This is a genomic window from Aquibacillus salsiterrae (genome assembly GCF_028416595.1).
Classification (GTDB): domain Bacteria; phylum Bacillota; class Bacilli; order Bacillales; family Amphibacillaceae; genus Aquibacillus_A; species Aquibacillus_A salsiterrae.
The window spans coordinates 65,995-92,866 of sequence record NZ_JAMQKC010000009.1 but is presented as its reverse complement, the minus strand read 5'-3'; the positions used below and the strand labels follow the sequence as shown (position 1 = coordinate 92,866).

Annotated in this window: 22 protein-coding genes; 2 read left to right on the top strand and 20 right to left on the bottom strand. The window is 39.6% G+C overall.

The window, feature by feature from the left end:
- Positions 1–553 precede the first annotated feature (553 nt).
- Positions 554–877 carry a DUF4064 domain-containing protein gene (locus tag NC799_RS11455; RefSeq protein ID WP_272446576.1) on the bottom strand — a complete coding sequence of 108 codons (324 nt, stop codon included), beginning with the start codon at positions 875–877 and terminating at the stop codon, positions 554–556.
- A gap of 51 nt (positions 878–928) precedes the next feature.
- Positions 929–1,558, bottom strand: a complete 630-nt coding sequence (locus NC799_RS11450) for a DUF4352 domain-containing protein (protein WP_272446575.1) — start codon at positions 1,556–1,558, stop codon at positions 929–931.
- Positions 1,559–1,771: 213 nt separating this feature from the next.
- Here NC799_RS11450 and NC799_RS11445 point away from each other — a divergent pair, with 213 nt between their 5' ends.
- Together NC799_RS11445 and NC799_RS11440 are read left to right on the top strand one after the other, a co-directional pair.
- Positions 1,772–1,924, top strand: coding sequence for a hypothetical protein (locus tag NC799_RS11445; protein WP_272446574.1), 153 nt, complete (start codon positions 1,772–1,774; stop codon positions 1,922–1,924).
- Positions 1,921–3,411, top strand: a complete 1,491-nt coding sequence (locus NC799_RS11440; RefSeq protein ID WP_272446573.1) for a recombinase family protein — start codon at positions 1,921–1,923, stop codon at positions 3,409–3,411. The genes NC799_RS11445 and NC799_RS11440 overlap by 4 nt, the downstream gene beginning before the upstream one ends.
- A 6-nt stretch (positions 3,412–3,417) precedes the next feature.
- On the opposite strand, the gene rlmD is transcribed toward NC799_RS11440, so the two are convergent.
- The 18 genes from rlmD to purM all read right to left on the bottom strand — a co-directional run bounded on the left by rlmD (position 3,418) and on the right by purM (position 26,839).
- Positions 3,418–4,800 (bottom strand): 23S rRNA (uracil(1939)-C(5))-methyltransferase RlmD, encoded by a 1,383-nt coding sequence (gene rlmD, locus NC799_RS11435; protein WP_272446572.1) that lies wholly within the window; start codon positions 4,798–4,800, stop codon positions 3,418–3,420.
- 111 nt (positions 4,801–4,911) lie between these two features.
- Complete coding sequence (locus NC799_RS11430; protein ID WP_272446571.1) at positions 4,912–5,805, bottom strand: diacylglycerol kinase; 894 nt, start codon at positions 5,803–5,805, stop codon at positions 4,912–4,914.
- 230 nt (positions 5,806–6,035) lie between these two features.
- Entirely contained in the window at positions 6,036–7,466 is a 1,431-nt protein-coding gene (gatB, locus tag NC799_RS11425) for an Asp-tRNA(Asn)/Glu-tRNA(Gln) amidotransferase subunit GatB (protein ID WP_272446570.1), read from the bottom strand.
- The gene (gene gatA, locus NC799_RS11420) at positions 7,466–8,935 is read right to left on the bottom strand and encodes an Asp-tRNA(Asn)/Glu-tRNA(Gln) amidotransferase subunit GatA (protein WP_272446569.1); all 1,470 of its coding nucleotides are present in this window, start codon (positions 8,933–8,935) and stop codon (positions 7,466–7,468) included. The genes gatB and gatA overlap by 1 nt, the downstream gene beginning before the upstream one ends.
- A gap of 21 nt (positions 8,936–8,956) precedes the next feature.
- Positions 8,957–9,247, bottom strand: a complete 291-nt coding sequence (gene gatC / locus NC799_RS11415) for an Asp-tRNA(Asn)/Glu-tRNA(Gln) amidotransferase subunit GatC (RefSeq protein WP_272446568.1) — start codon at positions 9,245–9,247, stop codon at positions 8,957–8,959.
- A gap of 161 nt (positions 9,248–9,408) precedes the next feature.
- Positions 9,409–10,698, bottom strand: a complete 1,290-nt coding sequence (locus NC799_RS11410) for a helix-turn-helix domain-containing protein (protein ID WP_272446567.1) — start codon at positions 10,696–10,698, stop codon at positions 9,409–9,411.
- Positions 10,699–10,740: 42 nt separating this feature from the next.
- On the bottom strand, positions 10,741–11,889 hold the full coding sequence (locus NC799_RS11405; RefSeq protein WP_272446566.1) for a CamS family sex pheromone protein: 1,149 nt from the start codon (positions 11,887–11,889) through the stop codon (positions 10,741–10,743).
- Between the two features lie 4 nt (positions 11,890–11,893).
- Positions 11,894–13,906, bottom strand: coding sequence for an NAD-dependent DNA ligase LigA (gene ligA / locus NC799_RS11400; RefSeq protein ID WP_272446565.1), 2,013 nt, complete (start codon positions 13,904–13,906; stop codon positions 11,894–11,896).
- 11 nt (positions 13,907–13,917) lie between these two features.
- Entirely contained in the window at positions 13,918–16,146 is a 2,229-nt protein-coding gene (pcrA, locus tag NC799_RS11395; RefSeq protein WP_417006679.1) for a DNA helicase PcrA, read from the bottom strand.
- 26 nt (positions 16,147–16,172) lie between these two features.
- On the bottom strand, positions 16,173–16,862 hold the full coding sequence (gene pcrB / locus NC799_RS11390; protein ID WP_272446563.1) for a heptaprenylglyceryl phosphate synthase: 690 nt from the start codon (positions 16,860–16,862) through the stop codon (positions 16,173–16,175).
- A 316-nt stretch (positions 16,863–17,178) separates the two neighbouring features.
- Positions 17,179–18,183: a Gfo/Idh/MocA family protein gene (locus tag NC799_RS11385; RefSeq protein ID WP_272446562.1), complete on the bottom strand. Its 1,005-nt coding sequence runs from the start codon at positions 18,181–18,183 to the stop codon at positions 17,179–17,181.
- A gap of 145 nt (positions 18,184–18,328) precedes the next feature.
- Complete coding sequence (locus NC799_RS11380) at positions 18,329–18,649, bottom strand: YerC/YecD family TrpR-related protein (protein ID WP_272446561.1); 321 nt, start codon at positions 18,647–18,649, stop codon at positions 18,329–18,331.
- A gap of 23 nt (positions 18,650–18,672) precedes the next feature.
- Positions 18,673–19,761, bottom strand: coding sequence for a DUF3048 domain-containing protein (locus NC799_RS11375; protein WP_272446560.1), 1,089 nt, complete (start codon positions 19,759–19,761; stop codon positions 18,673–18,675).
- Positions 19,762–19,919: 158 nt separating this feature from the next.
- Positions 19,920–21,662, bottom strand: coding sequence for an adenine deaminase C-terminal domain-containing protein (locus NC799_RS11370; protein WP_272446559.1), 1,743 nt, complete (start codon positions 21,660–21,662; stop codon positions 19,920–19,922).
- Between the two features lie 226 nt (positions 21,663–21,888).
- The gene (gene purD, locus NC799_RS11365; RefSeq protein ID WP_272446558.1) at positions 21,889–23,139 is read right to left on the bottom strand and encodes a phosphoribosylamine--glycine ligase; all 1,251 of its coding nucleotides are present in this window, start codon (positions 23,137–23,139) and stop codon (positions 21,889–21,891) included.
- Between the two features lie 543 nt (positions 23,140–23,682).
- The gene (gene purH, locus NC799_RS11360; RefSeq protein WP_272446557.1) at positions 23,683–25,215 is read right to left on the bottom strand and encodes a bifunctional phosphoribosylaminoimidazolecarboxamide formyltransferase/IMP cyclohydrolase; all 1,533 of its coding nucleotides are present in this window, start codon (positions 25,213–25,215) and stop codon (positions 23,683–23,685) included.
- Between the two features lie 17 nt (positions 25,216–25,232).
- Entirely contained in the window at positions 25,233–25,817 is a 585-nt protein-coding gene (gene purN / locus NC799_RS11355; protein WP_272446556.1) for a phosphoribosylglycinamide formyltransferase, read from the bottom strand.
- A complete protein-coding gene (gene purM, locus NC799_RS11350; protein WP_272446555.1) occupies positions 25,814–26,839 on the bottom strand; it encodes a phosphoribosylformylglycinamidine cyclo-ligase in 1,026 nt (341 codons plus the stop codon). Before purM ends, purN begins: the two co-directional genes overlap by 4 nt.
- Positions 26,840–26,872: the final 33 nt, after the last annotated feature.

Below are 26,872 nucleotides of genomic sequence, written 5' to 3'. Positions count from 1 at the left end.
TATGGTCAATTTGTAGTGGATCCACTCAGTTGCATATCAGTTAGAGGCTAAACTTTGATTTAGTTTATTAACTAAATTGTGCATACTTAAACAATCAAAAATGTACATTCTATCGTTGACATTTACATATAGAAAGGATAGTGACGGACAGGACGACTATACAAGCGGTTTAAGGGCAATGTTTGAGGAACATTTAAAAGATGAATAAAGGGTATTTGTGCGTACGAGAAAAACCGACTGTTTTAGCAATTTTGCACAGGGAAAACCGACCCTTTTAAACTAAGTAAAATTACCTGTAAGACTTAGAGCCACAAAGGGTTCTAGGTTTTCCCTTTTTACATAGACTCTTTATTCTTAGATAATAAAGGTATAGGTAAAATTTTGTGTATATCCCCTCCGCTTTGCTACGTGGATACACACCTATAATTAACAGGGTCGCTCCGCTCCCCCGATTTTTTCTCCTAAAATTCTCAGAAATAAAAAAGGGCACGAGAGTAGCGAGTGCGTGCACCTTGACCGTAGCGGAGCGGAGGGCAAGTGCACCTATTATAAATTATGCTTGAATATTTTCATGTTTAGGTTTTCTAATTATACCCATCAATCCTGCTGGAACTAGTAATATTGAAGGTAATACACCAAAAAGGCTGATAGAGAATAAAATTCCAATTCCGCTAACTAACAACAACCATCCGCCTAATTTCGCCTTAAACTTTACAACTATAGCACCTACGATAGCTAAAATAGAAAATAAAAATGCCACACTACCTAAAGTTGAAATTTCTTCTGACCAAACACCAACAAACAGGGCAAATAATGACCCACCAAATCCAAAAATACCTCCTAGCAACCCTAATACAAACTCTGTCGTTCTGTTCATTTTATCCACCTCGTATAAAAAGGCACTCCTTTAAAAGAAGTGCCTTAATGATTATTTAAGGTTAATAACCTCGTATTTTCCACCGCTCCAACCAAATCCACTTGATACTTGTAATTGTAAGTCCGTAGCGTCAGCAGGTACTTCAAATGCTACTTTACCTGTCATATCCATTTTAGGGTTAATTTCTTGCATGAAGAAACCTAAATCGCCATTGTTAATATACATATCCGCTTCTGTATTTGAACTGAACTCCGTTCCGTCAGCGTCTACTAATCTAAACATCTCACTATCAATAAATCTCGCTTCTTTGTCATTGTTCTTAATAGTGAGGTCAATAATTAAGAATTTACCACTTGTAGTGATATTATCCATATATTCTCTTTTAATCTCTGTTTGTTCTTCAACACCATTTACAATATAAGTTAGGTTTTCAACCGCAACTTCTTGACCAAGACCAAATGCTTTCTTTTCTTCTTCCTTAGGTTCTTCCTTTGGCTCTTCCTTGTTATCCTCTTTTGCGGTGTCATTGGAACTAGTCTCAGTGTTTGCAGGTTCTGTACTAGCTGGTTCTGCGGTATCTTCACCGCCACCACCTGCTATTGCTGCTACTATAATGATTGCTAGTACCCAAACCCACCATTTTTTATAAAATGGCTTTTTTACTTTCACCTTTTCTCCCATACTCTTTTTCCCCCTTTAATTTATCCAATACAAAAATACTAAAATTTCTTATAAACTATATCATACTATTAGGAAGTTTGCACCATTTCAAACCCCAACTTTTGGTAATTTTTTTATTAACTCTATTATCCTTTCAACTTTAACTTTTCAAGAAGAAGATTGCAACTATTCCCCCACATAGAGCGATTGCTAAGGTTGAAAGGGGAGATAACAATGAATATACAAAGGGTATTTACAGGAACACAGGACTTTAGGTCGTTAATCATACATCAATTAGAAAAAGAAATTGAAAAGATTGTATCTGCCGCTTACAATAATAGACAAGTAGATATAGTCGCTACCCATAACGGAGGGCGACAAAAATGAAAGTAGCAGGATATGTACGAGTTTCAACCAATAACGCAGGGCAAAAAGAGTCACCTGAAAATCAAAAGCATATGATTTTAGATTACATCAATGAAAATGACTGTGACCTTTATGACTTCTATACGGATGTTCAAACAGGTACTACAGACAATCGTGAGGGGTTAAAGAAACTTATTCATGACGCTGAAAACAAAGAGTTTGATGTAATTGTAGCTAAGGAATTAAGCAGATTGGGGCGGAATGTTGAATTGCTTTATCAGCTTAAGCGAGTAGCTGAAACAAAAGGTGTTCGCTTAATTACTTTAGATGGTAAAGTTGATACACAAGACTTTTCAAAACAAGCTATGTTTGGTTTATATGCTTGGATTTATGAAAGTGAAAGCCAACGCATTAGTGACCGTATTAAATCTGTTTATCACATGAAGTACAAAAGCGGTAAATTTATGGGTAGTATTCCCCCCTATGGTTATAGCCTTCAAAATGGGAAATTATTTGTTAGGAATGACTATACTATTGAAATTGTACGTGACATCTTTGACAAGTATTTAGAAGGTTGGGGGCATGACAAAATAGCAAGGTATCTCACTAACAAAGATATTCCCACCCCCTCACAGGTTGTGGGGAAATCAAATGCAGGCTTATATTGGCAAGGTTCTACTGTTAAGAAGATTTTACAGAACCCCCATTATGCAGGAGACCTTGTACAGGGTAGGGAGACTACTACAAACGTTACAAACAAAACACGGAAGGTAAACAATCAAAAGGACTGGATTACCATTTCTGACGCTCACGAGCCTATCATTTCAAGAGATGTGTTTGAACAAGTACAGAAATTACTTGAACAAAAGGCTAAAAGAGGTAGGGGCGGAACTAGAAAGAAAAAGCACCTTTTTACTAATATCGCTTATTGTTCAGAATGTGGAAATGGCATGTGGTATCGTGCTAACCGTAACGGTTATATCTGTGGTACTTATGCTAAACATGGAAATAAAGCCTGTACTAACCATGCAGTAAAAGAACAACAACTAGTTGAGATTATTCTTGATGACCTCAAAGTAATGTCAGATAGACTAGACCACCCTGACTTAGAAAGCAGGATTGAAAAGAGGGTCAAAGCAACCACAAAAAAGAATGAGTCTCGTCTACAAACCATTGAAAAACAAGTCGAGAAACAAAAAGAATTAAAGCGAAACGCTTTACAAAAGTTTATTTCCGAAGATATTTCAAAGCAGGATTATGATGACTTTGTTGAAATGATACAAGAAAAATCACAACAACTGGAGGTTGAAAAAGCGGAGATAAAAAAGGTAATGGCGGAAAATAAAGCAACTAGTAAAATTTCCGCCATTATAGAACAACTGAAAGAGTTTTTAAACTTTAATAACTTGTCAACAGAAATGATACTACGTTTCATAGAAAAGATTGAAGTAACCGAAAACAAAGATGTTAAGATTTACTATAAGTTTGCACAGGTTGAGGGGTTATAATCCCCCTCAATCATTTTTTAAAACTAACTGTGAAATGCACTCCACATGCCCTGTCTGTGGGAACATATCCACTGGCTGTACTTGCTTTGTCTCATATCCACCATCTTCTAAGAATCTTAAATCTCTCGCTAAAGTTGATGGATTGCAGGAAACGTAGACAATTCGTTTTGGATTCATCTTGATCATTGCTTCTAGCAATGTTTCGTCACAGCCTTTTCTTGGCGGATCGACAACGATTACGTCCGGTTTAAGTCCTTGCGCGGTCCACCACGGCATCACTTTTTCTGCCTCACCAACAAAAAATTCAGTATTATCAATTTTGTTTAGCTCAGCATTTTTCTTAGCATCAGCAATTGCTTCTGGTACAATTTCGACACCGTACACCTTCTTTGCTTTCTTCGCCAAAAATAACGAAATTGTACCAATACCACAATACGCATCAATGACTGTTTCTCCACCCGCCAAGTTAGCATATTCTAATGCTTTATCATACAATTTCTTAGTCTGAGGAGGGTTCACTTGGTAAAACGACTTTGCCGAAATGGCAAATGTAATGTCACCGATATTATCGTAAATATATTCTTCGCCCCAAAGCACTTTCGTTTTTTTACCTAAAATAACATTTGTCTTCTCTTTGTTAACATTTTGGACGATTGATTTGATTTGTGGGTACGTCTCATGAAGCTCTTTAACAAGCTCGTCCTTGCCAGGAATCTCTTCAGTCCTTGTAATTAAGACAATCATTGTTTCCCCGGTTTCTTGCCCCGTTCGAACCATGATATGACGCAAAACACCACGGTGACTCCGCTCATCATAAGCCCTGATTCCTAGCCGGTTTGCCATACGCCGAACTGCCTCAACCATACGATCATTAATTTCGGCGGTAATGACACAACGGTCCATGCCTTCAATAATTTCATGGCTTCGTTTTCGATAAAATCCAGTAATAAGCTCGCCATGTCGGTAAGCCACAGGAATTTGCACTTTATTCCGATAACGCCATGGGTCATCCATTCCAATCGTTGGATGAACGGGAATGCCTTCGATATGACCAAACTTCTTTAAAGCATTGACAACTTGCTTCTGTTTTAAATCTAATTGCAGTTGGTAACTCATATGTTGAAGCTGGCAACCTCCACATTGGACGTAGACATCACATGGAGGCTCAACACGTTCTTGACTTACCTCTTCTACTTCAATAAGTTTTCCAATTCCAAAATTCTTTTTCACTTTTATCACTTTAACTTTTGCTTTTTCACCTGGTAACGCATAAGGAACAAATAACGGGTATCCATTCACTTTGCCAACACCATCACCATCATGTGTAATATCCTCAAAAGTTAACTCGATGACATCGTTTTTTTCTACAGGTGGTTCTTGTTTAACCATTTACCATCGTCCTTTTTTGTCATTCTAAGCCGAAATTTGTTTATTTCCCGGGAAATTAGGGCGCCTTTCCGCAATTTATCCGCCTTACTTCGACAAACTTCGGGACAGAGATTAGCTTTCTTGTTGTGGGACAAAATATTCGATGTGTTGATATAGATTGACGAACTCGCCTGGTAATAGTCCTCCATATTCCCCATCGATGTTTAGCTGCATTTTTTCATTTGAATGAACCTTAACCCGATTAGCCTTTGTGTAAAAGATAAGGTCGTCCTCTAAGTGTGCACCACGCAACGCTAATGAGGCAACTCTTACAAATTCAGCAAGGTTAGCCTTACGTAAAATTAACAAGTCAAATAAGCCGTCGTCAAGCGCTGCTGTTGGTGCCAACTTTTCAAATCCACCTACAGAATTCGTATTGGATACGAGAAATAACATAATTTCGTCTTCAAACCATTTGCCATCATACTCGATCTGCACTTTAATTGGTCGTAGAGATGGGAGCATTTCCATTCCTTTTAAATAATAGGCAAGTTGTCCGAGTACTGTTTTCAGCCTACTCGGCACCTCGTAAGAAAGTTCAGTCAGTTTTCCACCACCAGCAATATTCATAAAGTATTCATTATTAACTTTCCCTACATCAATCGCTTTTGTATTTCCACCTATAATGATGTCGACAGCTTTATGTATATTTCTAGGGATACTAAGCGCTCGGGCAAAATCATTCGTCGTACCAACTGGAATTACCCCAACTTTTGGTCGACTTGGCTGTTCGGCAATTCCATTAATGACTTCATTAATTGTTCCGTCTCCACCAGCCGCTATTACAATATCAAAGTTTCGTTCAACTGCCGCTCTTGCTGCTTCAATCGCATCGCCGGCACTCTTAGTTGCATGTGCAGACGTTTCATACCCTGCTTGTTCTAAACGTTGCAGGACTTCTGGCAGCTCTTTTTTAAATAGCTCCCGGCCAGAGGTTGGATTATAGATGATCCGGGCACGTTTCATAGGCATCCCCCAATCCTATCATGATTTCTACATTATATCTTAGTCTTTTTTTATCTTTTTGAAAAGAACTACTGTCGGCCTTTTAGTATTATACCAATAATGGATGGCTACTAAACCGTATTTAGAAAAACTAGACAGCTCTTGAATCCATTTACACTTTCTTACTATCATAGAAAAAGGACTGTTTACATGTAACAGCCCTTTTCAAAGTTTACAAACATAATGCATACTTATCTTTTTTCAATTTCAGCTAACAAGATTTTGTTAACCATTGGTGGATTAGCTTGGCCTTTAGTGGCCTTCATCACTTGACCAACCAAGAACCCAATTGCACGGTCTTTACCATTTTTATAATCGATAATGGATTGTTCATTTTCATCCAAAATCCCAGAGATGATTTCTGTCAATTGACCTTCGTCAGAAATTTGAACTAAGCCCTTTTCTTTAACAATCTTCGCAGGGTCGCCACCGTTCTCCACTAATTCAGAGAACACCTTTTTCGCGATTTTAGAAGAGATTGTGCCATCTTCAATTAATTTGATCATTTTTGCTAAAGCCTCTGGAGTTAGCTTCAGGTCATGTAACTCCACTTGTTGCTTGTTCATGTAAGCAGAAACCTCACCCATAAGCCAGTTGGAAGCTTGCTTCACATCTGCCCCTTCAGCAATCGTTGATTCAAAGAAATCAGACATCTCGATAGTACTAGTTAGTACCATTGCGTCGTACTCAGGTAGGTTTAATTCTTGAATGTAACGCACTTTACGCTGGTCCGGAAGTTCAGGAATCTCTGCACGAATTCTTTCCTTCCATGCCTCGTCAATGTAAAGTGGCACAAGGTCAGGCTCTGGGAAATAACGATAGTCATCAGAACCTTCTTTCACCCTCATTAAAATCGTCTCTTTCGTTGCCTCATCATAACGTCGTGTTTCTTGAAGAATTTCTCCTCCACTTAACAATACTTGTTGTTGGCGTTTTTCTTCAAACTCCAAACCCTTTTGTACAAAAGAGAAAGAGTTTAAGTTTTTAAGTTCTGTCTTTGTCCCGAACTCTTCTTGACCGATTGGACGAAGTGAAATGTTTGCATCACAGCGAAGAGAGCCTTCCTCCATCTTACAATCAGAAACACCTGTATATTGAATAATGTTCTTTAATTTTTCTAAATAAGCATATGCTTCAGCAGGAGAGCGTAAATCAGGTTCAGATACGATTTCGACTAATGGTGTACCTTGACGATTGTAGTCGACTAGAGAATAACCACCATCACCATGTGTTAGTTTACCCGCATCTTCTTCCATATGGATACGTGTAATCCCAATACGCTTTTTCTTTCCTTCAACCTCAATCTCAATCCAACCATTTTCCCCGATAGGTTGGTCAAATTGCGAGATTTGATATGCTTTTGGGTTATCCGGATAAAAATAGTTTTTACGATCAAACTTCGTGTCTGTAGCAACTTCACAATTTAACGCCATGGCAGCCTTCATTGCAAAATTAACCGCTTCTTCGTTTAACACTGGTAAAACGCCTGGGTAGCCGAGGTCGATAGGGTTCACGTTAGCATTGGGCTCTGAACCAAACGCATTAGGGCTCGGACTGAAAATTTTTGAGTTTGTCTTTAATTCGACATGGACTTCTAAACCAATAATTGTTTCAAAGTTCATTATTTCCCACCCCCTACTTCTACCAATTTCTTATGAAATTCGGTTGCTTGCTCAAACGCGTAAGCGAACTGGTACAATGTTTTTTCATCAAAATGATCTCCGATTAGCTGTAGACCGATTGGCAGCCCTTTGCTAGAAAATCCACACGGAATAGACATTCCAGGAACACCAGCTAAGTTAATTGGACTAGTTACAATATCATCTGCATACATTGTTAATGGGTCATCAATTTTCTCACCAATTTTATATGCTGGTGTTGGTGTAGTTGGCCCAACAATAATATCAAATTTTTCAAATATTTTTTCAAAATCATTTTTAATTAATGTTCGAACCTTTTGTGCTTTTTTATAGTAAGCATCATAGTAACCAGAGCTAAGCGCAAACGTACCAAGCATTATACGGCGCTTCACCTCGTCACCAAAGCCTTCACTACGAGACATTTTGAACATATCTATCATGTTCTCTGCCTTTTCCGACCGAACACCGTAACGAACACCGTCAAAACGTGCTAGGTTTGCTGATGCCTCAGAAGAAGATAATAAGTAATAGGCTGCAACCGCATATTTAGAGTGTGGCAATGACACCTCTTCCCATGTTGCACCTAGACTTTCATATACTTTAAGAGCACTCATAACAGCTGCTTTTACTTCTGGGTCAACCCCTTCACCTAAATATTCTTTAGGAACAGCAATTCTGAGACCATTAACACCTTGTTCTAAGGACTCGCTGTAGGTTGGTACGTCGACGTTAGCAGAAGTTGAATCCATTGGGTCATGTCCAACGATTGCTTGAAGCAAATGGGCATTATCTTCCACTGTCCGTGTTATTGGACCAATTTGATCTAAGGAAGATGCGAAGGCAACTAAGCCAAAACGAGATACAAGACCATATGTAGGTTTTAAACCAACGACACCACAAAAGGCTGCCGGTTGACGAATCGAACCACCCGTGTCAGACCCTAAAGAGAAAAACACTTCACCAGCAGCAACAGCAGCAGCTGAACCACCACTAGAACCGCCAGGAACATGGTCTGTATTCCATGGGTTTCTTGTTTTTACATAGCTTGAGTTTTCGGTAGACGAACCCATCGCAAACTCGTCCATGTTCAACTTACCGATTGTCACCGTATTTTCCGCATTTAATTTGTCCATAACGGTTGCATCATAAAGAGGATCGCGGAAGTTGGATAAAAATTGACTTGCACAGGTTGTGCGTAGTCCTTTTGTGACAATGTTATCTTTAATTCCAATTGGCATCCCAAACAGAATCGAAGAATTAGGACCAACTTGGTCATCTAATGCTTTTGCTTTATTACGAGCTTCCTCTTCGTTTAATGTTAAGAAAGCATTAATTTGATGATCAACCGCATTAATTCGATTAAATGACTCCGATACTAAATCACTTACCGAAATTTCTTTATTATGTAGCTTTTCTTGGATTTCTTTCAGACTGTATTCAAAAAGTGACATGGCTTACCCTCCTATTCTATTCTATTCTAATATCGACGGAACTCGGAACTGACCGTCTTGTTGGTCTGGAGCATTCTTCATTGCGTCTTCCTTTTCAATCCACTTTCTCGGTTCATCTTTACGCATAACGTTTTTCAAGTCTAGTACATGCGTTGTAGGTTGTACATTATCCGTATCTAATTCGTTTAATAACTCAGCATACTTGATAATATCCCCTAGCTGTTTGGTCATCTTTTCAACTTCTTCATCAGTAATTGCTAAACGCGCCAAATGGGCAACGTGTTTTACTTGGTCTTTTGAAATGTCTGCCATTTTCTTCACCTCCAAAAAATTTAACGAACTCTCCTACTGCACAGGAAAGATGTCACCCGAATCTATATAGTAACAATACTTATGATAATAGCAAAAAACAGGCAAAATTAGCAACTTTCCAACCAGAACGATTATTATGAAGCATTCCATGAAACGACGTCTTAAAGCTGGATCATTTTTTCATATGCTGTATTAACCAACTTGTAATAACGCGTTGCATATTTATACTTTTTCAGATCTTCAAAGTACTGGCCAATCATTTTCCCGTAAGTGACAATACCTACGTAATCCTTCTCTTGTTCGAGAAAAGGAATAAATTCGTTCATGACAATCGATTCAAATTTATCAAATTGTTCCTCAATTGCATAGTGATACGTATAAAGTTTTAATTCAAAGAAACGATACTCTTCTTTATTACTTTCTTGATTTAAAATGGCCAAACCGTACTGGATCATTTCTTTTTTCTTATCAATTTCATGGGCGAAGAAGTACTGTTCCGATAATGCACAAATCGAGATTAATTTTTGCCGTGTCGTTGCTTTTTGATCATCTAATACCTTTTGAAAATAATATTCCACTTGCTTTGGTTCTTGTTTAGCTGTGTACAAATGTCCAAGATTTATATAGATGAGTCTAGTTACCTCTTCATCATTATTAATCTCTGCTAATTCCATGGCTAGATTGAAATTTTCAATTGCCTTGTCAAACACATATATTCTCCGGTACGCAATACCTAGTAGCAAATGGCCTCGTGAGCATCTCGCTAAGTTGTAATATTTCCGGTAATATTTTAGTGCTTCGTTAATGTATTCTATTACTTCCATCGAATTGCGCACATTATTATTCGCAACCCCGATTTGATAGTTCAAGTCAGCAACTTCAAATTCAGGTAAATCGAGGTCTGTTAGCTTTTCTTCTGCAAGCTTGTAGTAGTGTATTCCTTGTTGGTAATCCTTTAGATCACATAAACCGTCGCCAATGAATTTATACCAATAATACAGCTCTTTCTCACTAAATGTTGCTTTTAACTCTTTCAATTTTGCCACTTGTTCGGTCGCTTTACTAATATCGTCGGTTAATAAATAATACCTTATTTTATGAATTTCAAATAATGTGTTATAAGGGGTGACATTTTTACTAATCAACACTTTTAATTTTTGATATTGCCTTTTCATTTCTTCGATGTCGTTAAATTCAAAGAGGAGATTGAACCACTTCTTACATTGCTCGATAATCTGTGACTGACTAACCTCATCATCTAATTTAATTCCAAGACGATTGCATAACATATCAATCACTTTTGGATTAGCATTTGTTTTATTGTTTTCAATTTTGGACAAATAAGATTCTGATACAATCCCTTTGGCTAAATCCTCTTGTTTCATATTTTGCTTTATCCTGTGTAGCTTTATTAATGGGCCAATTTCCATTAACTTCATCCCCTTTACCATGAGGACTGTTCTCCCCGGCCCTATCTACCAAAAGAACTGCCCCTAATTGTACACGTGGACATTGAGGTCATCTTCACCAGCTTCTCTCGTTATTAATGCTTCTTGTTTATCATTTGATGTGATGTTTATTTCTAGGTCGTAGTGGTTTTGAAAGCCTTCCTTGACTAGTCCATACACGTATTGGGTAAACCCAATCACCTCTGCTTTACCGTAAAAGATAATCGGAATCTCCAATGTTAGCTTTTGCAATTGTTCATTCACATAAAACCCTTCTCCAATTACACTTACATAATTCGGAAAGAAATTTGCGATATCTTGTTCAAAGTCATTTAAGTTAGCAGAAATATCGGGATACTTCTCTTTTGCTGCGGAAGAAGGGAACAATATATATTCTTCATTCACTGTTTCCCATCCATCAATATTAGAACTTTTCGCATCCACTAATGCCTTTGCAACAAAGCTTCCTGGTGTCAATGAATCCTGAGATGCTTCACGATACAACGCAATTAAAATTGGCACCTCTGATAACCCTTCAATAGATCGTGTTCGTTCTAGAACCTCTTCGGCTATTTCATTTCCTTTTTCCAACATTGTATCATTAGGAATTTCTTCATAGAAGTAAGGACCACCAATTTCTGTTTGGAAACGATAGGTTGATTTTAAAGCTATCCCAATCGAGACCCCGCCCAACTCAACAAAATTATCATTCGTCTTAACCAAGTAGTTTTGCTCTAAAACATGGGAAAGATACTTCGGGTTTTCTCTTTGTTGTTCGACGTCAGATGGGTCTTCAATTTCTGGATTTAACCCGAGCTCTTCCTTATCTACCTCATAGCGTTCTAACCAGTCATAAGCAATGTCTTCTGTAATGTATTGCCCCTCTTGAAAATAATACTGGTCTGGGTCAAACGCTTCCTTAGAATGCCTTCTTAGCCCTTCTTCTAGTTCGTCAATATCTAGACGATTGGCCACCTGATTGACAATAACTCCTCTTGCCTTGCCAATTTTGTATGGGACCATCACACGATATTCTTGATCAGATATGTTGTAGCTAGGAATAATCGCTGTTTCTTGTTCACCTGTTTCATCTTGATTTTCTTCAATTACCTCATCAGGTTGTTTGTTAAAGGAAGGGGCACAACTAGTCAATACTAACAAAAGCCCCATGCAGCATATTCCTATTCGTTTCATCCACTCATCCCCTATTTTCTAAAGCGTCCGCGAGTTGTTGTTCGTTCCAAATTTCTATATTTAACTCTGTAGCCTTAGCTAACTTCGATCCAGCATCTTCGCCTGCAATTAACAAATCCGTTTTCTTACTGACGCTGCCGGTAACTTTTCCACCTAGCGCCTCAATCATTTCCTTTGCTTCAGGCCTCGACAGTATTTCTAACTTTCCGGTTAATACAATGGTTTTACCCATGAACGGGGAATTATCCGGTTGATCAGCTTTCCTTATCCCCTTGTATTGGATGTTTAGTCCAAGTGACTTCAACTCATCAATCAATTCAATCACTTGCTCCTCTTGGAAATAACGTACAATTGAGTCTGCCATCTTCTCCCCAATTTCATTTACAGCAATTAACTCCTCATGGGTAACTGTCAGTAATCGGTCAATGGTCAAGAACTCTTCTGCTAACGTCCGTGCTGCCTTTGAGCCAACATAACGAATACCAAGGCCAAACAACAGCCGCTCAAGCGAATTAGCTTTGGAAGCCTCAATTGCAGCTAATAAATTTCCGACTGACTTTTCACCCATTCTTTCAAGCTGTAAAAGCTCATCTCTATTTAACTTGTAGATATCTGCAATCGTATGAATTAATTTTTCATCAAACAGTTGTTCAATTACTTTTTCACCTAAGCCATCAATGTTCATGGCATTTCTTGAAACAAAATGGATTAATCCCTCTTTTAATTGCGCGGGGCAACTAGGGTTAATACAACGAAGCGCTACTTCCTCTTCCAAACGGACAAGCTCGTTACCACATGCTGGGCAATGTTCTGGCATGTAAAAAGGTTCTTCTTTACCAGTTCGATGTTCCGTTAGGACGCGAACAACTTCTGGAATAATGTCACCTGCTTTTTTAATGACAACGGTGTCCCCGATCCGAATATCCTTCTCCCGAATCAAGTCCTCATTATGAAGCGATGCTCGTTGAACTGTCGTACCGGCTACCTTCACTGGCTCAAGGATTGCAGTCGGTGTCACTACACCCGTTCGCCCAACACTTAGCTCAATATCATAAAGCCTCGTAACAACCTCTTCAGCACGGAATTTGTACGCAATCGCCCAGCGTGGACTTTTAGCTGTAAAGCCAAGTTGTTGTTGATAATCAAGGATGTCTACCTTTATTACAATACCGTCAATGTCATAATTTAGGGAAGAACGCTTGTCTACCCAAAAGTTAACATAATCGATTACTTCATCCATCGATTGGCACCTACGCCATTCCGGGTTTGTTTTAAACCCTAATTCTCTTAAGTAATCCAAGCGGTCACTATGAGAGGCGAGTGTCCCTGCTTCCCACTGGCCGATAGCATATAAAAAGATATCCAAGTTCCGCTTTGCGGCAATCTTCGGGTCCAGCTGTCTTAAAGATCCCGCTGCGGCGTTACGCGGGTTAGCAAATGGTTCTTCGCCATTTCGTTCCTTCTCTTCATTAAGGGCAAGGAACGATTGCTGTGGCATGTATGCTTCCCCACGAACCTCAATCGTTTCCTTTAGGTCAATCCGAAGTGGAATACTACGGATTGTTCGGAGGTTGTTAGTAATGTCTTCACCAGTCGTCCCATCTCCCCGGGTTGCACCTTGGACAAAAAGACCATCTTCATAGCGTAAAGAAACAGCAAGTCCATCGATTTTTAACTCACACACATAACTAACCTGTTCAACCTTTAACCCTTCTTTAACACGACGGTCAAAATCACGTAAGTCTTCCTCGCCAAATGCATTGGCAAGGCTAAGCATCGGTACTTGATGCTCGACCTTACGAAATGCCTCTAAAGGTTTACCACCTACTCGTTGCGACGGAGATTCTTTTGACTGTAGTTCAGGAAAGGCTTCCTCCAGTTTAAGTAGCTCCTGCATCTTTTGGTCATATTCATAATCCGAAACACTGGGATTATCTAATACATAATATTCATAATTGTAACGATCTAAATCATCTCTTAATGCATCTATCTGTTTTTTCGCTTGTGCTTGGTCCATTGCTTACACCTCTAGTCTTTGGTAATTGGTGCGAATTGTGCTAGAAGCCTCTTGATTCCAATTGGTGCCGGAAATGCAACATCTAACTCCATTGAGTCTCCTTGACCAGTAACCTTAACAACCGTACCTTGTCCCCATTTTTTATGATTTGCTTTATCGCCAACTTGCCAGCCATGTTTTTCTCCACCAGTTGTTTCTTTGACTATTCTTTGCACAGTACGTTTTGGGTTATTAGACGAACCTTGATTTGATTGATTGCTAGGAATCGACTGCTTGGATAGAAAGCCACCACCAAAGATCGATTGTTCTTCTTCAAACCCTTGTAAAAGCTCTGACGGAATTTCATTAATAAATCGACTTATTGGATTCATATTCGTCTTACCATACAAACTCCTCATCTTCGCATGCGATAAATGAAGTAGCTTTTCCGCTCTTGTTATCCCTACATAAGCAAGCCGGCGTTCTTCTTGCATTTCTTCCTCATCCATTAATGACCGACTATGCGGGAAAACATTCTCCTCCATTCCAGCTAAAAAGACAACAGGGAATTCTAACCCCTTTGAAGCATGAAGGGTCATCATCGTTACTTTATCCGTATTAGCCTCATCTTCATCCATTTGATCAATGTCGGCAATTAATGCTAAATCAGTTAGAAAGGCTACTAGTGTTTTATCGTCGCTTTCCTTTTCAAAGTGCTGGGTAACTGTTTTGAATTCATTCAAGTTCTCTAGTCTGCTTTGCGATTCCAAACTTCGTTCATTATTAAGCATTTCCTCATAGCCTGTCCGTTTCAACACGTCTTCAACCATATCTGTCGCAGTGATAAACTCCTGCTTTTGTGTCCACTCCTGGATCAAAGCGCCGAATTCGGCTAATGATTTCGCTGCCTTACCACTTACCCCAGCAAAATCAACCTCTTGTACAGCTGTATACAGTGAAATTCCTTCCCTTTGTGCATAGGCCCTGAGCTTGTCTAACGATGTTTTACCAACACCGCGCTTTGGTTCATTAACTACGCGGGTAAAGCTTAAATCATCATCAGGGTTAACGATTAAGCGAAGGTATGCAAGCATGTCCTTAATTTCTTTGCGGTCATAGAACTTCGTGCCGCCAACCATTTGATATGGTATGTTTGCTTTGACGAACATTTCCTCTATCGAACGGGACTGCGCATTCGTACGGTAAAGGATAGCCATATCACTATACGTATAATCCGTTTCAATTAGTTCTTCGATTTTATTGACGATAAATAAGCTTTCTTCTTGTTCCGTTGCTGCTTGATAGTAATGAAGCTTTGCCCCATCACTATTATCTGTCCACAGTTTTTTGGGTTTTCTACCTGAGTTATTTTCGATGACCTTATTGGCTGCTTCAAGGATGAGTTTCGTGGAACGATAGTTTTGCTCAAGCATAACTACCTTCGCGCTTGGATAATCCTTTTCAAACGAAAGAATGTTTTTTATATCCGCACCACGCCAGCGGTAAATGGATTGGTCCGAGTCACCCACCACACATAGATTTTGGTAGCGGGCTGCTAGTTGTTTGACTAAATAATACTGGGCATGGTTCGTGTCTTGATACTCATCAACATGGATGTACTGGAACCTACGCTGATAATATTCGAGCACTTCTGGCACCCTGTTAAACAAGTGGATCGTTTGCATGATTAAATCATCAAAGTCTAGTGATTGATTTTTACGCAACGTTTTTTGATATTCCTCATAGACTTGTGCAATTTGCCGTTCATAGAAATTCCCAACCTGTTTGCTATATTCTTCCGGCGTAATTAGTTCATTTTTTGCTGAACTTATCGCACCTAACATTGCCCGCGGTTCAAATTTTTTCGCGTCAATATTTTTTTCCTTTAATACATTTTTAATGACAGAAAGCTGGTCACCACTATCTAAAATAGTGAAATTCCGACTCCAACCGATCCTGTCGATGTCTCTTCTCAAGATTCGTACGCACATCGAGTGGAACGTCGATACCCAAATAGCTGAACCCTCGGAGCCAACTAACCGATATACCCTATCCTTCATTTCTCTTGCTGCCTTGTTCGTAAAAGTAATCGCTAAAATACTACGGGGTGAAATTTCCTTTTCCCCAAGTAAATAAGCAATTCGATGGGTAAGCACTCTTGTTTTTCCACTACCAGCCCCTGCCATAATTAATAGTGGGCCTTCTGTATGCTGCACCGCTTTTTTTTGCTGTTCATTTAATCCACTCAGTAAGTCATCCATTGTCCGACTCACATTTAACCCCCCCTTTATTCGTTTCCCTTAACGGCCTGAACGGTTTTTAGTGCTTCCTTTAAATTATCATAAATAACATTTCCGACAACAATGACATCTGCATATGCGCTCATTTCTTTTGCTTTTTCTGTCGAGGTAATCCCCCCACCATAAAATAGTTGCGTATTGGATAGTTGGGCTTTTACCTGCTCCACTAAGCTCGGGTCACCGTATTTTCCACTATATTCGATATAAAAAATAGGAAGATGAAACATGTGCTCTGCCATTTGGGCAAAGGCAATCACATCTTCTTGCTCAGGCATGAAACAGTTGGTGTACTGATAAGCCTTTGCTTCGTCATTCAAAATACAGTATCCTTCGACAAAGAGCTCCTCCCAGTCAATGACATTCCCATATTGCTTGACCGCCTGATGTTGTACGTCCATCATCCACTTTTTTTCACTACTATTTAAAACCATTGGAACAAAGTAATAATCAAATCCAGGGGTAACAGATTCGATATTGGACACCTCTAAAATACAAGGAACCGTGTATCTCCGAATTCTACTTAAAAGTTGCACGACTCCATCTATTGTGACATTGTCTGTTCCTCCAACGATTAGTGCATCCGTTCCAGATTCGCAGATTAGCTCCAATGCTTTATCATCAATTTCCTTATCTGGGTCTAGCTTAAAAATGTGCTTCCATTCTGTCATGTTATACACGTGTAAACATTCCTCCACTGATTGAAACTTTTTACCCTATTGCATCTATTTCGGACTAATTCCCATCTATTCATTATAACAAAAAAAGACAAAGAAATAGAATCAAGAACAAAATCTATTAAGTGGAAAAAGTGAGAAAAGCGGAGGGTGCCTCGACAAAAAAAACCTTAACCGAATGCATGTGTTTTTCTTACCTACATTTTGCGGTTAAAGGTTTTTTATCGAAACAGCTATTATTTTGTTAGTTTTGTACTAGAGGTTGTTCATGATTTCCGCTAATTAACATAACAAGCAAAATCTGGCACGCCCACCTCTTCTAGCGTTCATCAATCTTATCCGCTGAATAGCTAAGTCCAATCTGCTTTCTGGCCTCTTCGATAATCCCTATCGTTATCAGTGAATTCTCAAAACTATTCACTGCTGATTCAAGCTTACCATCCTTGATTAGCTCGATAAAGTGCGCTACTTCATCATACATCGTGTTTTCGTTCGCTTGATTAACCTCTACTTTTTCTGTTGAACCGTCTCGATATTTTATTTCAACATTGCTAGGTTCACTGATCTTATCAATAAGGATACTTCCGTTTTCACCTTGAATTTCAGAAGGAAGATAGGAATCAGTAATTTTTGAATACATTACTACTCCATTCATACCTACATCACTATAATCAAATACAATATTCCCTTGTCCATCAACACCTGATTCTAGCATGTAACTAGTAGCCTTTATCTCACTTGGCTTACCGAATAAGGCTACCATTGGATAAATACAGTAAATACCAATATCCATTAACGCCCCGTTTGAAAACTCTGGCTTAAATGCATTTAACACGGTACCTTCCTTATAAGCATCATATCTAGAAGAATATTGACAGTAACTAGCAAAATAGCGACGTGCTTTTCCAATTTTAGGCAAGTGTTTTTGGATAGCTTTAAACCCATTAAGATGTGTTGATTTGACCGCTTCCATCAACAACACATTGTTCTGCTTTGCCACCTCAAACATTACCTTTACTTCTCTAACATTTGATGCGATTGCCTTCTCAACCAAAACATGTTTGCCTTGCTTCATACAGAGAATTGCTTGTTCTTTATGGAAGGAATTGGGACTAGCGATATAAACAGCGTCTATATCTGTGTTTTTTGCAAACGCTTCGAGATCGGTAAAAGTCTTTGCTACCCCATATTTGTTAGCAAAATCATGAGCTGTTTCCTCTCGTCTAGAATATACTGCTGTTAACCTGAAATCATCTATTTGATTGGCAGCATCTAAAAACCGTTCAGTTATCCAATTGGTACCGATTATTCCAAACCGAATCATTACAATGATCTCCTTTCTAAAAAAGCGCAAGTCGCCTTGCCCAGCCTAAGGCAGCTTTCTTATCTATTCAAAAAGGAGGATAAAAAAGGACCGGGAAGTTCGATATGTCGCTTTTACCGGACTTTTTTAGACAACCTCTTTTACATTAATCTTTTTTCTCTGCATTTATCTCCTGTGACAATCGAAGTCTATCTAACACCATTTGATAGCCTTCATTCCCATAATTCAAACATCGTTTCACACGCGAAATCGTTGTTGTTGAAGCGCTCGATTCTTGTACAATCGTATGATAGGTATACCCATCACGAAGCATTTTAGCAACTTGAAGCCGTTGAGCAAACGATTGAATCTCACTAATTGTTGCAATATCATCGAAAAAGCGATAACACTCTTCCCTGTCTTTCAACGTTAAAATAGCATCAAATAGCTGATCCAATTGTTCTCCACGCAATTTATCTATCTGCACGCTTGGGGTCACCTCACAATTTTCTATTGAATATTAACACCTTCAAGACCCGGATTCATCGGGATTACATTTATCCATGTTTTACCCGGTACAAAACCAACAGGCTCTCCATCTTTCATCGGTAAAATAAGTCCATCAACATTTTCCCATTGCACTTGTTGTACTTTACCTTTTTGGAACAAATACGCTTTCCCTCCGGAAGCTAGATCAACCTCTCTCCTACCTTCATCATCTATCACTTGGTGCTCTGTTTCCAATACGAATAGGTTGTCCAATAAAATAGGCTCTTCTGTTTCAAGTTCGACAGTTTGGTCGTTGTCGTTAAACCTTTCGTATTTCTCTGACTCGCTATTATATACATATCTTATCGAAGTATCGGTATAATTTAAACTAATTTCCACTGCAGCATCGCCCGTAAGTGAGGATATTTTGTCATCAGCCAAAAATGGCAAAGTCTTCTGCACTTGTGATTTTACTTGATAACCCTTATTTTCTGCAACTTCATAGACTGCATCAAACAACAAGTAAGAGTTATGAGGTGGTTTCCGGAAACTCTCCCGCTTAAACAAGTATTTATCATTATCGTAATAAGAACCATTGAGGAAGTCTGCTGCGCCACTATTTAGCATATCCTGGATGAAATAGGCTGCCCCGTGATAGACATACAGTGCACCATAGTCGTCGGCCAAGTTAAAAAAGTATGGTCTTGCGCTTCGAATTGGTCCGACTACATCTGGTTTCTCACTTTGGAATAGCGCCATAAATCTCGAAATTCTTCCTTCAGCCAAAATTTCGAATACAACGTCAGCTTTCGTCAAACCCGTTTGCGGTCGGGCTTGTGGAGCGTTATTCACCATCACAGCAACCATTCGGTCATCGACAGGGTCATTTGTCCCAGTGCCTGTCAATGGGTAGACGTTTTTATAGGTGGGCGTTTTTGGATCTGGTTCAGGTTCTTGCTTAGGTGCCGGTTCCTTCGTATCATCTACCTGTGGTGCTTCGTTTTGTTTTTTTTCTGCAACCTTGTCATCATTACCACATGCAACGGCAACGAATAGCATACTTAAAAGCATGACCATCACCACCAATGTTCGTTGCTTTATTTTCATCATTTCCACTCACCCTTTCACGAAAAGCACGAGGTGCCTTGATTAGCCTAGAAAGTAGGTATCTTGTCGCCCCTATCATACGTCAAATAGTTAATGGGATTACAGCATTTGCCATAATCCCATCATACGGATGCTTACTTGATTTTTCTATTATATCAAACTTACCTCATAATGGCAGGAAATAAGACATGTTTTCTTTTCACATCGACAATTCCTTGTGGGGTAATTCGAATGTAAGGCAAGTGTGTCGATGAAAGAAACAACAGATTGTATGGTGGGTCATCATATTTATAACCAAATTGTTTTAGTAATTCTTTTAGTCGCTTGTCTAGTTTAATCAACGACTCCATACTGCCATCATACATCATTCCCGATAACCGGAGAGGTAATTCAAAAATGACTTTTCCTTGATCCGCTAAAACAATCCCACCACCAATTTCTTTCATCCGGTTAAAAGCGAGCGTTAAATCACGCTTACTCTTTCCGATAAAGACAATATCACCTGTCGTAGAATAGGAACTTACTAACCCACCAAGCGTATTGGTGAAGCCCTTAATTAACGTGTTGACGCGCCATTTACCTTCTCGATCTACGAGCATAATAAATGACTCATCATTATTGTTGTCAATTTCTTCTGCGTTAGAATCAATCGAAATGGTATATGGTTTTACAATGACATCATTTGTCATTTTGACACCTACTGGAATCGAAAATTGCAAATCACTAAGATGAATATCCCAATCAAGGTCTAGCGGCTTTATCTCATATTTCGCCCAATCCAATGGATGTTTAAATGGTATATTTTTACCATCTTTTTTCATCCATTGACCTTTAGCAAGAACAGAAATTGGTGTTGGATTTTCAATCGAATCCAAGATATTCAAGTGTGCTACCCGTCCCGGTCCGATTGCACCTAAGCGCTCGTGCATGTTAAAGTGTTTTGCTGCATGAAAACTTGCCATTAAGTAAGCATCAATTGCTGGCACGCCCTTTTCAATCGCAATTCGAATACATTGATTGATCATCCCTGCTTCGTAAAAGGCAGGTGTTGATCCATCAGTGGTAAAGGTAAATGGACTATATTCATGGATTCCAAGCTCCTGCATTTCCGTTAATAATTTTGGTAGATCTGGTCGAATCGATGAATACCTCAAACCTACTTGGTATCCCATTTGAACTCGGTTTAGCACTTCCTCCCCAGTCATTGCTTCATGGTCTGCACTCACGCCAAGTAACTTCATCTTAATTAACGTTTTTTCTGACGCACCAGGGAAGTGCCCTTCAATCGGCATTCCAAGACGCCTCGCTTCCTGCATCCAATACAGAATCATGTCATCATCTGACATTACTTGTGGCCATGATGTTAATTCACCCGCTTGCACAACAGCAGGGTGCTCTAACCATTTGGAAATTATGGCACTATTAAATAATTCATGCTCCTCATTAATGGATGATTGCGAATCAAACCTCGCCCACCAGTACATTGAAACTGGTAAACTAGTAAAATCATCCAACATTGAAAACGCTTTCTTTTGGTCTGTTAAAAAAAGCCAAAGTAAATTATCATTCATTAGTGTCGTTGTTCCAGTAAACGATGCATACTCCGCTAATTGTTGGGGATTATATAATTGAAATGGATGAGCATGTGGCTCAATATAACCCGGGACGACATAGTTACCTAAACAATTGATGAATTCTACATTCGCCTTATTCGCTGGAAGCTTGTCACCGACATAAATAATTCTATCTTGATAAACCCAAATATGGGCTTTTATCCATTGCTTTAAAAAGACATTTAAATAGGTTGCATTTTCAAGAACGATATCTGGACTAATTATTCCATCCATCACTGCGACATGTTCTCTGAGCTCTCTGTTTCTCCATCGATATAGGTGCTCATTCATGGTATGTTCCCCTCATTTTCTTTTTATGTTTCACTATATCTTACCACAAAGAAAGCGTTTTCGCACCATTCCGGAAAGGATGTCACAAAATTGTTAAAATCAAATAGTAGCTTAAAATAAATAGTAAGTAAGTTAAAGAGACTTCAGGCTAGACTGTTGGATTTTTTTATACTTAAAAAGAAAGACGTGGACATTTTTCACAGGAAAAATCATGTCCACGTCTCATCTATTTAAAGCCAATATCTGTTCGGTAAAAAAAACTATCATTACCGTCGAACACGTTTAAATAGTGATAAACTGCTTGTTGTGCTTGCTTTTGGTCTGGCTTTACTGATCCTATTAAAAGGACTCGGCCACCAGTTGCTTGATAAGAGTCTTCGCCAACTTTTTTCGTACCTGCATGGATGACAAAGCAATCCTCTGATGGTGGAAGTGCAGGTAAGGCCACTCCCTTATTGTAAGTGCCAGGGTAACCGGCCGATGCTACAACTGTACCAATGCAATAGTTGGTTGACCATTTCAATTGCGGATTATTACCTGCTGTCACATCTTGGACAACCTGCAATAAATCATTGTCCAATAACGGTAGGACAACTTGTGTTTCCGGATCGCCTAGTCTTGCGTTAAATTCAATCACCTTAGGTCCGTCCGTTGTTTCAATTAAGCCGGCATAAAGGATACCTGTAAACGAGCGACCCTCTTCAACCATTCCTTTAGCAGTTGGCTTTAAAATGTGGTTAATCGCATAATCCACATTTTCTTGTGCAAGGTCAGGTACTGGGGCATAGGCACCCATCCCACCGGTGTTCGGACCTTGATCATTGTCAAATGCACGTTTGTGGTCTCTTGCCGGAATCATCGGATAAACGTTTTCGCCGTTAACAAAGGCCATTAATGAAAATTCTTTTCCGTCTAAAAACTCTTCAATAACAACTCTGCTACCCGCCTCACCAAATTGATTATCCACGAGCATCATTTCAACCGCCTCGAGAGCTTGCTCAATTGTTAATGCTACGACAACACCTTTTCCAGCTGCAAGCCCGTCAGCCTTAATCACAATTGGCGCACCTTTTTCATGAATATATGCTTTTGCTTCGTTAACATCGGTGAAAGTTTGGTACTCTGCCGTTGGTACATTATACTTTTTCATAAAGGCTTTGGCAAAGTCTTTACTACCTTCAATAATAGCAGCTTCTTTTGTAGGGCCAAAAATTGTTAAGCCCGCCGCTTTGAAAACATTCACAATCCCTGCAGTTAATGGCACCTCTGGCCCAACAATTGTCCAGTCGATTTCGGCTTCCTTAGCAAAAGCTACTAATTCTTCTAATGCATTATCTTTTATGTCAACACATGTTGCAACGTCTTCGATTCCACCATTACCAGGCGCGGCGTAAAGCTTGGTCACTTGCTTACTTTTAGCTAACTTTTGTATGATACTATGTTCACGTCCACCGCTTCCTACTACTAAAACATTCATGATATCCCCCCAACCTATCATTGGCTTTTCTCGCTAGTTGCACTAAACATCCACCACAACACTTGCTTAATTAAGGTCTTGGTTAATAAATTCAGACCTCGTTGACTGATTCTCGGCTTTTCTTGTCCGAATTACCGCCTAATTCGGACTCTGCTGAACGATTTTCGGCTTTTCTTGTCCGAATTACTGCCTAATTCGGACTCTGCTGAACGGATTTAGGCTTTTCCTGTCCGAATTACTGCCTAATTCGGACTCTGCTGAACGATTTTCGGCTTCTCCTGTCCGAATTACAGCCTAATTCGGACTCTGCTGAACGATTTTCGGCTTCTCCTGTCCGAATTACAGCCTAATTCGGACTCTGCTGAACGATTTTCGGCTTTTCCTGTCCGAATTACTGCTTAATTCGGACTCTGCTGAACGGATTTAGGCTTCTCCTGTCCGAATTACTGCCTAATTCGGACTCTGTTGAACGGATTTAGGCTTCTCCTGTCCGAATTACCGCCTTGCCTCTATCATAAAAGTCCTAGAGAGCCTAAAAGCAGTTTAGTGTTTGAAATGACGCATACCTGTAAACACCATGGCAATTCCATGTTTGTTACACGCGTCGATTGACTCTTGATCACGAATTGAACCACCTGGCTGGATGATTGCTTTTATACCTGCTTCAGCAGCAGCTTCAACTGTATCAGCCATTGGGAAAAATGCATCAGAGGCAAGTACAGCACCTCGGGCTTTCTCTCCAGCTTGTTCGAAGGCAATTTTTGCCGCTCCAACACGATTCATTTGGCCAGCACCTACTCCAAGCGTTTGATCTGTTTTCGCTACTACAATCGCATTAGACTTCACATGCTTGACTACCTTCCATGCAAAGAGCAATTCTGCTAATTCTTGTTCATCTGGCTTACGGTCTGTTGCAACAGCAATGTCTTCCTCTGTAACTGCGCCATAATCACGGTCCTGAACTAATAGGCCGCCAAGCACACTAACCACTTTTTTATCCTTATTTGTAGCATGATCGATTGGCGTCTCCAGTAAGCGAATATTTTTCCTCTGAGTTAAAACTGCTAATGCCTTTGCAGAGAAAGAAGGCGCAATAACAATTTCTAAGAAAATATCCTTTAATTGATTTGCAGTTGCTTCATCAACTTCACGGTTCAACGCAACAATCCCACCAAAAATCGAGACAGGGTCTGCATCATATGCTTTTGCATAGGCTTTGGAAATTGATTCGCCAATTCCAACACCACAAGGATTCATGTGTTTCACCGCAACAGCAGCAGGCTCTGAAAATTCTAGAACAATTTCAAGTGCCGCGTTCGCATCTTGAATGTTGTTATAGGATAGCTCTTTCCCATGAAGTTGTTTTGCATTTGCTAAGGAAGCACCTTTAACAATTGGCTCTTTATAAAAGGCAGCTTCTTGATGAGGGTTTTCCCCGTATCGAAGTGTTTGTACTTTTTCGAAAGTAATTGAGTAGTTTTCAGGATCTTTTTCACCGGTAATAGACACAAAGTAGTTAGCGATGATTGCATCGTAATTCGCTGTATGTCTAAATACTTTGGCCGCAAGTTTCTTACGGAAGTCACTAGTGGGATTTCCTTCTGTTAGTGCCTCGATAACCGGACCATAATCAGCTGGGTCAACGACAACCGTTACGTCTTGAAAGTTTTTCGCAGCGGAACGAAGCATCGTTGGTCCACCGATATCAATGTTTTCAATGGCATCTTCCTCTGTCACATCTTCTTTTTCGATGGTTTGCTTAAACGGATACAGGTTAACGACGACCACATCAATGGGATTAATTTCGCGTTCTTCCAATTGCTTTTGGTGTGACGCATCATCACGCTTAGCTAACAAGCCCGCATGGACAAATGGGTGTAACGTCTTCACACGGCCATCTAAGATTTCATCAAACTTTGTTACTTCTGTAATCGATATAGCAGATAATCCTGCTTCCTTGAGCGCCTTTAACGTACCACCCGTAGAGACTAGCTCATAGCCTAATTTTTCTAACCCGGTTGCAAACTCCACTAACCCACTCTTATCTGACACACTCAATAACGCACGTTTTTTCATTCAGGTCCCTCCAAAATTTATCGTACATACTGTTTGACACATAGGTTGCGAATAACCTCTGGAAAGAGGCGATGCTCGATTTCCTGTATCCGCCTCTGTAGTGATTCTCTATCTTCTCCATCATTGATTCTTATTTGTTCTTGGTCGATGATCTGGCCCGTATCCATCCCCTCATCGACAAAATGGACGGTTACCCCCGTAATTTTAACGCCATATGCTAACGCTTGTCCAATTGCATCCTTCCCTGGAAAAGCTGGCAATAAGGATGGATGAATGTTTACTATTCTTGATGGATATGCCGCTAATAACGTTTGACCAATTAGTCGCATGTAACCAGCAAGTATTAGCCAATCTATCTCAAATTCTTGTAGTTTAACAAGAATTTCTTGTTCAAATTCAGCCTTTCCTGTATAGTCTTTTGGGTTAAAGACAAATGTTGATACACCAAATGTTTTCGCTTTTTCTAACACTTTGGCGTCCTGCTTGTCACAAACAAGTAAGGAAATCTCGCAGTCTAAGTTACCCGCTGCTACTTCTTTTGCAATCGTTACAAAATTGCTCCCCGTACCAGAGGCAAATACAGCTAGCTTCACTTTTTTCATACGTCTATTTCCACCCCATCTGCAGCAGTCACTTCACCAATGACCCAAGCATCCTCACCGATATCTTCTAACAATTCAAGTGCCATTTCGGCCTCGTAGGATGAAACAACAACAGCCATGCCAACTCCCATATTAAAGACACCTAACATATCTTCTAATGACAAGTTAGTTTGCTCTTGCAAAAACTTATAAATACTCGGCAATTGCCATGATCCAGATTTAATCTTCATACCAAGTCCTTTAGGTAATGCTCTTGGTAAATTCTCGTAGAATCCTCCACCAGTAATATGGCTAATCGCTTTAATTGTTACATTTAGTTTCAATTGCTGGATTGCCTTTACGTAAATCTTCGTCGGCGTTAATAATTCTTCACCAAGTGGCTTATCAAGCGATTGATACGTTTTATTTAAATCGAGTTCCTTGTCATCAATAATTTTTCTTACTAAAGAAAAACCATTCGAGTGTACACCACTAGAAGCAATTCCGATCACCACGTCACCTGCTTCTACTTCTTCACCAGTAATTAATTGCTTTTTATCAGCAATACCAACGACAAAACCAGCTAAATCATATTCTCCGTCCTGATACATACCAGGCATTTCTGCTGTTTCCCCGCCAATTAGTGCACTACCAGCCTCGGCGCAACCATCAGAGATACCCTTTACGATTTGCTCTATTTTCTCTGGTTCATTTTTACCACACGCAATATAATCTAAAAAGAATAACGGGTCTGCTCCTTGTGCAACAATATCATTCACACACATCGCGACTAGATCAATACCAACCGTATCGTGTTTATCCATCTCAAATGCAAGCTTTAACTTTGTCCCGACACCGTCTGTCCCAGAAACAAGCACTGGCTCGTCATAGGAAAAAGAACTAAGGTCAAAAAGCCCAGCAAAAGCACCCACACCACCGATTACCTCCGGGCGATTGGTCCGTTTAATATGCTTTTTCATTAAATCAACGGCACGGTAACCTGCATTCACATCGACACCAGCCTGTTTATATATTTCGCTCATTGGTTTGCTCCTTTACCATCTTAATCAAGGTTA